General features: G+C 57.0%; 11 protein-coding genes, 3 tRNA genes and 1 pseudogene. 10 read left to right on the top strand and 5 right to left on the bottom strand.

Annotated features, from left to right (window positions below; genetic code table 11):
- Nucleotides 1-109: 109 nt before the first annotated feature.
- Together J4D25_RS14230 and J4D25_RS14225 are read right to left on the bottom strand one after the other, a co-directional pair.
- The gene (locus J4D25_RS14230) at nt 110-391 is read right to left on the bottom strand and encodes a peptidylprolyl isomerase (protein WP_008051985.1); all 282 of its coding nucleotides are present in this window, start codon (nt 389-391) and stop codon (nt 110-112) included.
- A 106-nt stretch (nt 392-497) separates the two neighbouring features.
- Nucleotides 498-1,379 (bottom strand): triacylglycerol lipase, encoded by an 882-nt coding sequence (locus J4D25_RS14225; protein WP_057716595.1) that lies wholly within the window; start codon nt 1,377-1,379, stop codon nt 498-500.
- Nucleotides 1,380-1,714: 335 nt separating this feature from the next.
- On the opposite strand from J4D25_RS14225, the gene J4D25_RS14220 reads away from it, so the two are divergent.
- A complete protein-coding gene (locus J4D25_RS14220) occupies nt 1,715-2,779 on the top strand; it encodes a hypothetical protein (RefSeq protein WP_057714614.1) in 1,065 nt (354 codons plus the stop codon).
- 60 nt (nt 2,780-2,839) lie between these two features.
- On the opposite strand, the gene J4D25_RS14215 is transcribed toward J4D25_RS14220, so the two are convergent.
- The gene (locus tag J4D25_RS14215) at nt 2,840-3,916 is read right to left on the bottom strand and encodes a 3-deoxy-7-phosphoheptulonate synthase (protein ID WP_057714616.1); all 1,077 of its coding nucleotides are present in this window, start codon (nt 3,914-3,916) and stop codon (nt 2,840-2,842) included.
- A 653-nt stretch (nt 3,917-4,569) separates the two neighbouring features.
- Between J4D25_RS14215 and J4D25_RS14210 the strand changes: the two genes are divergently transcribed.
- The 7 genes from J4D25_RS14210 to J4D25_RS14180 all read left to right on the top strand — a co-directional run bounded on the left by J4D25_RS14210 (nt 4,570) and on the right by J4D25_RS14180 (nt 8,742).
- Nucleotides 4,570-5,043 (top strand): N-acetyltransferase, encoded by a 474-nt coding sequence (locus J4D25_RS14210; RefSeq protein WP_057716596.1) that lies wholly within the window; start codon nt 4,570-4,572, stop codon nt 5,041-5,043.
- A gap of 97 nt (nt 5,044-5,140) precedes the next feature.
- The gene (gene uvrY / locus J4D25_RS14205) at nt 5,141-5,782 is read left to right on the top strand and encodes a UvrY/SirA/GacA family response regulator transcription factor (RefSeq protein ID WP_032829778.1); all 642 of its coding nucleotides are present in this window, start codon (nt 5,141-5,143) and stop codon (nt 5,780-5,782) included.
- Nucleotides 5,783-5,784: 2 nt separating this feature from the next.
- Entirely contained in the window at nt 5,785-7,608 is a 1,824-nt protein-coding gene (uvrC, locus tag J4D25_RS14200) for an excinuclease ABC subunit UvrC (protein WP_057714618.1), read from the top strand.
- Between the two features lie 32 nt (nt 7,609-7,640).
- A complete protein-coding gene (gene pgsA, locus J4D25_RS14195) occupies nt 7,641-8,201 on the top strand; it encodes a CDP-diacylglycerol--glycerol-3-phosphate 3-phosphatidyltransferase (protein ID WP_057714620.1) in 561 nt (186 codons plus the stop codon).
- 63 nt (nt 8,202-8,264) lie between these two features.
- Nucleotides 8,265-8,340 (top strand) — tRNA-Gly (locus tag J4D25_RS14190).
- Nucleotides 8,341-8,386: 46 nt separating this feature from the next.
- Nucleotides 8,387-8,460: transfer RNA gene (locus J4D25_RS14185), tRNA-Cys, on the top strand.
- A gap of 195 nt (nt 8,461-8,655) precedes the next feature.
- Nucleotides 8,656-8,742: transfer RNA gene (locus J4D25_RS14180), tRNA-Leu, on the top strand.
- A gap of 80 nt (nt 8,743-8,822) precedes the next feature.
- On the opposite strand, the pseudogene J4D25_RS14175 reads toward J4D25_RS14180, so the two are convergent.
- Nucleotides 8,823-9,062 (bottom strand): annotated as a pseudogene (locus tag J4D25_RS14175) (integrase); the annotation flags it as partial.
- Nucleotides 9,063-9,401: 339 nt separating this feature from the next.
- Here J4D25_RS14175 and J4D25_RS14170 point away from each other — a divergent pair.
- Entirely contained in the window at nt 9,402-9,605 is a 204-nt protein-coding gene (locus tag J4D25_RS14170; protein ID WP_057714624.1) for a hypothetical protein, read from the top strand.
- Between the two features lie 262 nt (nt 9,606-9,867).
- Here J4D25_RS14170 and J4D25_RS14165 read toward each other — a convergent pair whose 3' ends face one another.
- Nucleotides 9,868-10,245 (bottom strand): hypothetical protein, encoded by a 378-nt coding sequence (locus tag J4D25_RS14165; protein WP_090455531.1) that lies wholly within the window; start codon nt 10,243-10,245, stop codon nt 9,868-9,870.
- Nucleotides 10,246-10,627: 382 nt separating this feature from the next.
- On the opposite strand from J4D25_RS14165, the gene J4D25_RS14160 reads away from it, so the two are divergent.
- On the top strand, nt 10,628-11,006 hold a 379-nt coding region (locus J4D25_RS14160), incomplete at its 3' end, for a hypothetical protein (RefSeq protein ID WP_207253306.1).

The following is an 11,006-nucleotide window of genomic DNA, read 5'->3' as shown; positions in this document are numbered from 1 at the left end:
TAACGACAATTTGTACGCTAGCGGCGCGTCCCTCGCCAGCCGTATTGCGCGTTGAAAACACAACGGCCCACCAATAGGCGGGCCGTTGAGTGAATAGCTCAAGCGTCGATCAGTCCTGACGGCTGGTCACTTCCAGCAGGTGGAAACCGAACTGGGTCTTGACTGGGCCCTGGACCACGTTGAGCGGTGCGCTGAAGACCACGGTGTCGAATTCCTTGACCATCTGGCCCGGACCGAACGAACCCAGGTCACCGCCCTGGCGGCTGGAAGGGCAGGTGGAGTTTGCCTTGGCAACTTCGGCGAAATCGGCGCCAGCCTCGATTTGGGCCTTGAGTTCGTTGCACTTGGCTTCGGAGGCAACAAGGATGTGACGGGCAGTGGCTTTAGCCATGGGAAAATACTCCTTTCAATACTCGATAAAGTGCTGAGCCTACCGGATTCAGTGAGCTATTTCTCCTCAAAGTTCCGTTCCACGCGGGATCCGCGGCAGTCGCACCTCAAAGGCCGGCGTCCCTCAAGCGCCTGGCGTGCTGGACATACAGTTCAATCGGGTTGACACCTTTACGCAGTTGACCGGCCGGCTGGCCAATGGTGTCCAGATGATCCAGTGAATAGTCGGACCGGATAACCGTTCCCAGATGGGAGCTGAAACGACCGACCAAACCGTCGTTCTGCTCGCTTTCCGTGACGAAATAACCGGAAAGGGCTCGACAGAAGACGTTGAACGGATCGAGCGCATAAAGCCCTTCTTGGAGCGCATTCGGCGGCAGCACGCCGCTCCACGAGTAGTAATGAACACCGTTGACCCGTTCGCACCCCTTGCCACCCCAGGTGGCAGGCAGTCCTTGTGGGTATTTGTCGTTGAATGCGCCTACGCCTTCGGTGGTCAGCGCGTTGAGGGCGGCAATGGCGTTCCGCGGTAGATACTGATTGTCGCTTAATGCCGCGAGGAAGTCGGCGAACAGGGTCACCACTGTCTCGGCCACATGTTCCGGCAGGCAGCCCGGTGTCAATGCCTTGCGCAGGAAGTCGGCCAGTTCCGAACCATGGTTCGGCCCGCTGACAGAGGTGACCGATGCCACGCTGTGTGGCGCAATCGCCGCGGCATAACGTGCGGTCAGTGCGCCCTGGCTATGACCTATGAGGTTGACTTTGTGTGCACCGGTTCCTTCCAGTACCCGCTCGATCTGTGCGAGCAATTGGTCTCCGCGTACCTCGTTGTCATGGATGGCCGACAAGTGGGGAACGAACACCCTGGCTCCGGCGTTCCTCAGCGCCTGTCTGATGTCGTGAAAGAGCTCGAACTTGCCGATTCTTTCGAAGCCGAAAAGGCCGTGGACCAGCAGTATTGGGTAACAAGTGCTTGCATTCCTTTGCATGTTCATACCTTTACGCAGAAGTTCATTGGGACTGCATGGCGCTTCACTCTAAAACACTCGAGGTTGGCGCGATGTATGAAAAGTCCGGCGAAACTTGCGGAAAACGGAATAGAACAAGTGCGAATACCCAAGAGTGGCTGAAGCCTTGTTCGGAATCCTTTGAGGACTTTTCGCGGCAATCAGCTTGCTGCTGATCAAAGACCTACTTTGCGTGTATCGACTTTCCGAGCGGGTCAGCGTTTGAGGCCGACATCGCGGTTGTTTGCCATGGGGTTAAATAGCCGTCCAGAGCCGGCCACCTGTCCGGTGTCTATTCCAGGGAATGGAGCGAATGAATGACTGTTTATGAACCCGATACCTTGAATCTCGCGCAGCAACCATTACCACCTCCCATGCTGGAGCAGGCGCAAAACGGTGTTCTGAACCCTTCTGACAAAAAAGCCGTCATCAGGGTCCAGCCGTATCCAGGCATGACCTGCGGCGACAAATTACTATTGAGTTGGGCGGGGCTGGATGCCGATGGCCTCGCCTGCAGGCATCAGGTGGCGCGTTTTGTCAGTGAGGAAAGGGTCGGCGAGGACATCATCTTTGCCGTAGGTGGTGCACATATCGCGGCGCTTGAGGGTGGCTCACTGGAAATCGGTTACTCACTCACGAGCACTCGATTTTCCGAGCCCGTGCATTCCCATCGTCTGCAGCTGAGTGTCGGTGACGTGCAATGCAACCTGTTGCCCGCGACGGTGAACGATGCGGTGGGTACAACGCTTGATCCGGATAGGGTGAAAGAAGGGGCGATCGTTACGATCAAACCCTATGCGCGCATGGCGGCGGGCGACTGGGTGTTGCTGACCTGGGCGGGCGTTTCGGTCGACTCAAGTTTCAGTGATGCACTCAAGGTCGAGTCCTTCGCGGTGGGGGACGAACTGTCGTTTTGGGTCAGTCCGGAGTGCATTACGCGGGATCTGGGCTCCTCAGTGTCCGTCGATTATTGCGTCAAGCAAGCAGGGCAGGGGCCTCGTTATTCTGAAGTAACGGCACTGATGATTGGCATCCTGGAGCGCCGACCACTGCAAGCACCCACTGTGCTGGAAGCCGACGAAGGTTGGGTGGACCTGCAGGATGCGCAGGATGGCGTGACCGTCGTCATCGAGAACGCCAGCGCTGAAAAAGGAGAACGGATTTACCTGGAGTGCGATGGGGAGAAACTCAATCACCATGACGACCGCGAAGTAACCAGAGACACCGCTGGCGAGCCGTTGGTGTTCATCATTCCCTACCCGTTCTGGAGGGAGCATCGAGATTCGGCGATCCGTGTTTCCTATTCAGTCGAGCGCCTTGACGGTACCCGACAGCAATCGGGGGTTACGCTGGTTCAAGTGCAGTCCCTGATGGGACATTGATTGCCATTTGCCCTCCAGTCTTCCCATGAAGGCCGGAGGGCGCACGGATGATGCCGATTATCACGCGTCGTTTGACGCTCGCAGCCGATCTGCCGCATCAAGCAACAGTTGTTCTGTCCCGACCCAACCGAGGCAACCATCGGTCACCGACACACCGTATTTCAATGACGAACTCAATGGCTGGCAGCCTTCGAACAAATGGCTCTCGATCATCATGCCGATCAGCGAACGATCACCTTGCAGGCGTTGTTCAAGTACATCGTTGAAAACGGCTGGCTGGCGCAACGGGTCTTTGCCGCTGTTGGCATGACTGCAATCGACCATGATTCGAGCCGGAATCCTGAGCCTGGTCAGGTCGCTGTTCACCTGGGCGATGCTGGCGCTGTCGTAGTTCGGGCCGCGATGGCCGCCGCGCAGTACCAGGTGCGTGTCCGCATTACCCGGGGTTTGAATGATCGCCGGATGCCCCTGGCTATCGACACCGAAATGGCGATGGGGATGGGCGGCGGAGCGCATGGCATCGCTGGCGACGCCGACACCGCCGTCTGTCCCGTTCTTGAACCCTACAGGCATAGCCAGCCCGCTGGCCATTTCCCGATGGATCTGCGACTCCGTGGTCCGGGCGCCAATTGCGACCCAGCTCAACAGATCATCGAAGTAGCCGGCCGCCATCGGTTGCAGCAGTTCAGTGGCAACGGGCAGACCCAGGCGGAGCATTTCGCGCATCAGCTCCCGGGACAGCGTCAGGCCGGCGGCCATGTCATCGCTGCCATCGAGGTGCGGGTCGTAGGCCAGGCCTTTCCAGCCAACCGTGGTACGGGGTTTTTCGACGTAGGCACGCATCACCAGCAGCATTTCGTCGCTGACTTCGGCGGCGAGGCGGGCAAGGTTGCCAGCGTATTCGAGGGCTGATTCGGGATCGTGTATCGAGCAGGGGCCGACGATGACCAGCAGGCGGGAATCTTCACCGTTGAGGATCGCGCGAACTGCCTGGCGGTGGGCGGTGACTTGCCGGGTCAGGGCGTTGCCGAGGGGCAATTGCTGTTTGAGTTGCAATGAGCTGGGCAGGCGCAAGGTCAGCGCTTCATTGGCAGGGCTCAAGGTGGACAGCGGCAGTGCAGAGACGGACGAGTTCATATTCAAGGCTTCCTGGGCTGGTGGCGGGTTCGTGCCCGCGCGCTCGGCCCTACTGGGGTGTTCGACAATTGGCCGGATTGGCTGCGTGTGTGTGCTTGCCACCTGTGGGTGACCGATCGGAGGCGGCAGGCTGTCCCGAGCGGAGGGTGGTAAATCGCCAGGCGGTAAAACTGTCGTAACGGTAATAAGTGGCGTAGTTCATGTTCTTAATCCTCTGAATGTCTGGTGTGTCGCTAAAAGTGTTGGGGCCGAAAAAACAAAACCCCCGGTCGGGAGGCCGACCGGGGGTTGAGAATTCTCTGGTGGCGACCCGTTTAAAGTGGGCGCCGTGTGGGTATCAGGCGCGCCAGTGGCTAAACCAATACCCAAAATAAAAGCTGACCGGAGCACAACCGTCGTTCACCGGGGCAGCAGCAACCGAGCGCGGGGCGCTGGCGGTACCAAGCTGTAAGAGGGCGTTGAACATGGTCTGTCTCCGATGGATGGGTCGAGCTTACTAGAGGCCGGTACGCAGATTCAATCAGAAAATGCTATCGGCCAACGACGTCCCTTTCTATCGCTTGAGTGCCCCGAAGGTTGTGACACACTCTGTGCTTCAATAAAAAACAAATCGTCACAAGGACGCACCTGACCCTCGCCGTGGAGCTGGAATGATGGAATGCCAATGGCGTCCGGCAACACCGGATGACCTGGAATTTGCCCGCGAACTGACCTGTAGGGGCATGCTGCGTTACTACATTGAGCATGACCTGTTGTGGCTGGACGAAGCGTTTGACGTGGCCTGGGCCGGGCGGGACAACCGCTTGATTGCATGGGGCGACAAAGTGCTGGGTTATGTCAGCCTGAGCCGTGATGCCAGGGCCTTGTATATCCGTGAATTGCATATCGTCGAAGCATTTCGTGGGCAGGGCGCTGGATCCTGGGCGATCGATCAGGTACTGGTTCTGGCGCGCCGGGAACGGCGCCGGGCGTTGCGCCTGACGGTTTTCGAAAACAACCCGGCGCAAGCGTTGTACGAGCGCAAGGGATTGAGGGTGGTGGGCAAGGACGAATGTTTCCTGAGGATGCAGCTGGATATCCCCGGCCTGGATCTCTGCAACACGCTTGCGACAAGCCTTTCAAGATGAATTGAAACTTTTAATCTGACGCTTTCCGCTAGGTCTGCCAGATGCTTTTTGCTAAGGTGTCTGACAACCCAATAAGACCAAATCGCGAGGTGTCTGCTTGATTAGGGTGCTAGTAGTCGATGACCATGATCTCGTTCGTACAGGCATTACACGAATGCTGGCTGACATCGATGGCCTGCAAGTAGTCGGCCAGGCCGAGTCGGGTGAGGAATCCCTGATCAAGGCGCGCGAGCTGAAACCCGATGTGGTGTTGATGGACGTCAAGATGCCGGGTATCGGCGGTCTTGAAGCCACTCGAAAATTATTGCGCAGTCATCCGGATATCAAGGTCGTCGCGGTGACCGTGTGTGAAGAGGACCCGTTTCCTACGCGGCTGTTGCAGGCCGGTGCGGCAGGTTACCTGACCAAGGGGGCAGGTTTGCCGGAAATGGTCCAGGCCATTCGCCTGGTATTTGCCGGGCAACGCTACATCAGTCCGCAAATTGCCCAGCAATTGGCGATCAAGTCCTTCCAGCCGACCAACGATTCGCCTTTCGATGCCTTGTCGGAGCGGGAAATCCAGATCGCGCTGATGATCGTCGGCTGCCAGAAAGTACAGATCATTTCCGATAAACTGTGCCTGTCCCCGAAAACCGTGAACACCTACCGTTACCGCATCTTCGAAAAGCTTTCGATCAGCAGTGATGTCGAGTTGACGCTGTTGGCGGTTCGTCATGGCATGGTCGACGCCAGCCTCTGAAAATGAACGACACCTTTGATCCGAGCGCCTTTCTGTCGACCGTTAGCGGGCGCCCTGGTGTGTACCGCATGTTCGACAGCGAAGCGCGGTTGCTCTACGTCGGCAAGGCGAAGAACCTCAAGAATCGCCTGTCGAGCTACTTTCGCAAGACCGGGCTTGCCCCCAAGACCGCCGCGCTGGTGGCGCGTATCGCCCAGGTCGAGACGACGATCACCGCCAACGAAACCGAAGCCTTGCTGCTTGAGCAGACGTTGATCAAGGAATGGCGCCCGCCCTATAACATCCTGCTGCGCGACGATAAATCCTACCCCTACGTCTTTCTCTCCGACGGAGAGTTTCCGCGCCTGAGCATTCATCGCGGCGCGAAAAAGGCCAAGGGCAAGTATTTCGGGCCTTATCCGAGTGCCGGCGCGATCCGCGAAAGCCTGAGCCTGCTGCAAAAGACGTTTTTCGTTCGGCAATGCGAAGACAGTTATTACAAGAACCGCACGCGCCCTTGCCTGCAATACCAGATCAAGCGCTGCAAGGCGCCCTGTGTCGGGCTGGTGGAGCCGCAGGTATACGCCGAGGATGTCCGCCATTCGGTGATGTTTCTTGAAGGGCGCAGCAATGCACTGACTGACGAGTTGTCCGCCGGGATGGAAGAGGCGGCGATCAATCTCGAATTCGAACGAGCAGCCGAGTTGCGGGACCAGATTGCGTTACTGCGCCGGGTCCAGGATCAACAGAGCATGGAGGGCGGGACCGGGGACGTCGATGTGATTGCCGCCTTCGTCAACCCGGGCGGCGCCTGTGTTCACTTGATCAGCGTGCGGGGCGGGCGGGTACTGGGAAGCAAGAACTTTTTCCCTCAAGTCGGTATTGAAGAAGACGTTTCCGAAGTCATGGCCGCATTTCTAGGCCAGTACTTCATCAGCAGTCCTGAACGCGACTTGCCAAGCGAACTGATCGTCAATGTGGTCCACGATGACTTTCCCACGCTGATCGCCGCCATCGACGAGTTGCGCGGTCGTGAACTGACCATCAGCCATCGCGTGCGGGGCACGCGGGCGCGCTGGCAGCAATTGGCGGTGACCAATGCCGAGCAGGCACTGAGTGCGCGCCTGGCGAATCGTCAGCACATTACGGCGCGCTTCGATGCACTGGCCGAGGTGCTGAAGCTGGATGAACCTCCACAGCGCCTTGAGTGCTACGACATCAGTCACTCCAGCGGCGAGGCGACGGTGGCGTCCTGCGTGGTCTTCGGTCCCGAAGGTCCGATCAAGGCCGATTACCGCCGGTACAACATTGAGGGCGTTACGGCCGGCGATGATTACGCGGCGATGCATCAGGCGCTGACCCGACGCTTCAGCAAACTGAAGGACGGGGAGGGCAAGCTGCCGGATATCCTGCTGGTGGACGGCGGTAAAGGTCAGTTGTCCATGGCCCGTGACGTGCTCGATGAACTGGCCGTGCCTGACCTGATTCTGCTGGGCGTGGCAAAAGGTGCGACGCGCAAGGCCGGTTTCGAAACCCTGTACCTGAACGACGCTGCACATGAGTTCACCTTGCGCGGGGATTCGCCCGCGCTGCACCTGATCCAGCAGATTCGCGACGAAGCCCACCGGTTTGCCATTACCGGGCACCGCGCCCGACGTGGAAAAACCCGTCGGACGTCTACACTGGAAGGCGTCGCCGGCGTCGGACCCACACGTCGGCGTGATTTGTTGAAACATTTTGGTGGATTGCAGGAGCTGTCTCGTGCAAGCATCGAAGAAATTGCCAAAGCCCCCGGGATCAGTAAAAAGCTCGCAGAGTTGATTTATGCAAATCTGCACAGCGAGTAGAATGCCCCCTCACCTCGCAGCCAGTTGTGCCGATGAATATCCCTAATCTGATTACCGTTCTACGCGTTCTGCTCATACCGATCTTCATTTTGCTGTTCTACCTGCCTTACCAGTGGAGCTACATGGCCTCCGCTTCGGTCTTCGCATTTGCTGCCGCGACCGACTGGCTGGACGGGTATCTGGCCCGCCGGCTGGAACAAAGCACACCGTTCGGGGCTTTCCTCGATCCGGTTGCCGACAAGCTGATGGTTGCGGTTGCATTGGTCCTGTTGGTGCAGGAACACGGAAACCTGTGGCTCACGCTGCCGGCTGCCGTGATCATCGGTCGCGAGATTGTCGTCTCGGCACTGCGCGAGTGGATGGCCGAACTGGGCGCTCGTGCCCACGTCGCCGTATCGAACCTGGGCAAATGGAAAACCGCCGCGCAAATGTTGGCGCTGGTGATCCTGCTGGCCAATTCCAAGGATTTCAGTTTCTGGGTCTTGCTGGGCTACACCTTGCTGATGGTGTCGGCTGGCCTGACTTTGTGGTCGATGGTCCAGTACCTGCGGGCTGCCTGGCCACATCTGAAGACCGACGTTGAAAAGAAATAAAACTTTTTTGAATCAAAGGGTTGACGGGGCTTCTGGATTCTATAGAATGCGCCACACCAAGACGCGGGAATAGCTCAGTTGGTAGAGCACGACCTTGCCAAGGTCGGGGTCGCGAGTTCGAGTCTCGTTTCCCGCTCCAAGTTTGTACGCATTTGATGTCGCGCTACTGACAACAAATGTTTTGAGGCCGAGTAGCAAAATGGTTATGCAGCGGATTGCAAATCCGCCTACGCCGGTTCGATTCCGACCTCGGCCTCCACTAATAAACAAGCTCCGTAGATCTATGATTTACGGAGCTTTTTTATTTGCAGTAGCCTGCAAGATTTAGTCTTGAAAAGGGTATTTGCGAACTTGCTTCACTGGGGCGGGATGTATATATTTCCACCTCTGCTGCACAAGCGTCAGAACTGCCAGAGCGTTATTTGGCAAAAGCTTGACGCTTCACCGCGCTACCGCCCGAATGGCGAAACTGGTAGACGCATGGGACTTAAAATCCCCCGCTCGTAAGGGCGTGCCGGTTCGATTCCGGCTTCGGGCACCATATAAATCAAGGGTTTGCGAGCGAAAGCTGGGCAAGCCCTTGTTTGTTTCTGGTCCGCAATTATTGGATTGGTCCGCAATTCACTTGGTTGGTGAGACTTTTTTCCCTTTCCTGTTGCGGATGTACTGCTCGGTCATTACAACGGTCGTATGCCCAAGTTGATCCCTGGCCTGCAAAATGTCACCGCTTGATTCGGCCTTGTCCGTGCCGGCTTTGGAGCGTAAATCGCGCATTTGAAACTCGGACTTTGCGACACAAGCCGCTTCCTTGGCCAAGTCAAATCTTCCTCGTAACATCGCCACCGACATTGGTGTGCCATCCTCGAAAGCTTTTCCGATGACCAATTTTGATGATGTCCGAACTGTGGCTACTACTCAGTCAATCGGCAGTTGATTGAGGAGATGACGGTAGCAAGACAGATCTTTCACACCGAGCGCACCCAACAATGCTTGTTGATCCATTCTTGGTCGGGCCAAGTGCCTGCGACTAAGCGTGTCGACACTACAAAGCATCGATTGATTGTGGAGAGCACGCGAAAAGGGGTAGGGTGGCTCAAGCGCCGTACTCCGTGACCGGATGCGACAGGGGGTAGTGGCAATTTGGTTGTGGGTGAGCGATTAATCTTTCAGGCCGGCATGGGGTCGGTTTAAGGAGATGCAGTGGTTAGTGATCGCGAAATTGCACTGGAACAAGCGCTTGTAGCAATTATTGGAGCGGCCGTCGCCAGCGGGCTTGATGTAAAAAGCCTGATGGACAACGCGACAGCCGGCTTACTTGGAAATGCTGCATACCGCTGGGCTGAACATCCGCATGTGTTAAACGCCATTAAAGTGATGAATGATGCATATGATCAAGTCAAGTAGTGGAGACTGCGCCAGCGCAGTAGCTAGACCGCCACATTTCGACACCGGTCTTGGCGAGCCCTACTAGCTTTCGCGACCACTTTTCAGAAACTACGATTTCAGGTCGCGACATGTTGGCGAAGCGGGCAGACTGATCGGCAGGTGCTTTGGCCAGATTGATGAGGAGCGTGGACACCGTCTCCTGCCACTCCTCGAAGTCGTGGCGCTCACCCAGCACGTGGTTGTTGATAAGCGCTTCCAGAGTTTCTTGTTGGATGGTTTTTTATGACTCATCCCACCGGAACGCGGCGATCTTTTCCATCCCGCTAAAGACCAAGTTCATCGTCGAATGATAGCCGCAGCTGATGCTTTCCAGCAGCATGACGGTCAGGTAGGCCGCTATGAAATCGACTTCATTCTGCTGATCTCTGGCTTCGTTCATTTGCGAAATGATGGGAATCATGTAGTTGACTTTTCCCTCAACCGACAACGCCATAAACCCAGGTAGTCCGCCTATGTCGTTTTCCAGGGCCCGTTGATACTTCCGCAGCCTGTGAGACGTCATCAGCTTGATGGTGGTACTGAGGGGTTTGAGACGGAGCGAGAGTCCCTCGAGGTCTAGTTCAAGCGCTAGTTGTCGCTCGGGTTTGAAAAACAGCATGCCGAACTCCCATCCTGATTAGCGCCTTCACTCTTAAGGCGCAAATGTATGCGCTGCTGCGCCAGAAGTTGGGGGCTTGGGTCGCCATCAGTGGCGCAGTTTTCAACCAGCAGGGCCTTGTCGGTACTGGGCAATTGAACATAGCCCCCGTTACTCGTAACGCGCGGGCTACCTTTTTGTTGCGGCCCGCGCTTCAGCGTGTTGCACCGCTCCTTGAATGTAGTCAAAGCCCATCGATCACCGGCAAGGCTTGCAGCGGATCTCGATCAACCCCTGAACTGTCTCCCATACTCAAGCATGATCCATGCCCGTTCGTTGTTCACGTCGGCCACCCACTGCGTCGCTTCCTCGGCTCTGATCTCCCCGGCCAGGCATTCGTTTCTTGCACCAGATGCCGCGCCTTGGCGTACTTGGGGTGGAGGAGGGTTTTTTGACCTGGCGCGCGCCGTCGTCCCCCAGCCACGCCTGCGGTCTGAATGTGTCGTTTTTTCTGCATACCTGCACCCGGCTAAAACAGGCCCAGGTTGGGGGCTGTGTACGCGAATGTGGGGCGGAAAAAGCCTGCAGATCGATGGCTCAACATGAAAAGCCTGAAGCACCCAGGGGGAGGGTGCAGGCAGAGGTCCATCTGCTGTTTGTGCGTGTAAACACACAAACGGACCCCAATATGCACGCAGCGGCGTTCTTCAAGCCTTGTGCTGCTCGCCAGTTCACAGCGCATGGGATCAAGGGGATCTCGTATCTGAACTGCAAAAAAAATG

The sequence above is a fragment of the Pseudomonas sp. GW456-L13 genome (assembly GCF_017350115.1).
Lineage (GTDB): Bacteria > Pseudomonadota > Gammaproteobacteria > Pseudomonadales > Pseudomonadaceae > Aquipseudomonas > Aquipseudomonas jessenii.
This window is presented reverse-complemented; position numbering and strand designations above follow the sequence as displayed.

Bases quoted from the DNA above. Each gene is read 5' to 3' on its own strand.
- J4D25_RS14230 (WP_008051985.1), bottom strand. From the start codon at position 391: ATGGCTAAAGCCACTGCCCGTCACATCCTTGTTGCCTCCGAAGCCAAG.
- J4D25_RS14225 (WP_057716595.1), bottom strand. From the start codon at position 1,379: ATGCAAAGGAATGCAAGCACTTGTTACCCAATACTGCTGGTCCACGGC.
- J4D25_RS14220 (WP_057714614.1), top strand. From the start codon at position 1,715: ATGACTGTTTATGAACCCGATACCTTGAATCTCGCGCAGCAACCATTA.
- J4D25_RS14215 (WP_057714616.1), bottom strand. From the start codon at position 3,916: ATGAACTCGTCCGTCTCTGCACTGCCGCTGTCCACCTTGAGCCCTGCC.
- J4D25_RS14210 (WP_057716596.1), top strand. From the start codon at position 4,570: ATGGAATGCCAATGGCGTCCGGCAACACCGGATGACCTGGAATTTGCC.
- uvrC (WP_057714618.1), top strand. From the start codon at position 5,785: ATGAACGACACCTTTGATCCGAGCGCCTTTCTGTCGACCGTTAGCGGG.
- pgsA (WP_057714620.1), top strand. From the start codon at position 7,641: ATGAATATCCCTAATCTGATTACCGTTCTACGCGTTCTGCTCATACCG.
- J4D25_RS14165 (WP_090455531.1), bottom strand. From the start codon at position 10,245: ATGCTGTTTTTCAAACCCGAGCGACAACTAGCGCTTGAACTAGACCTC.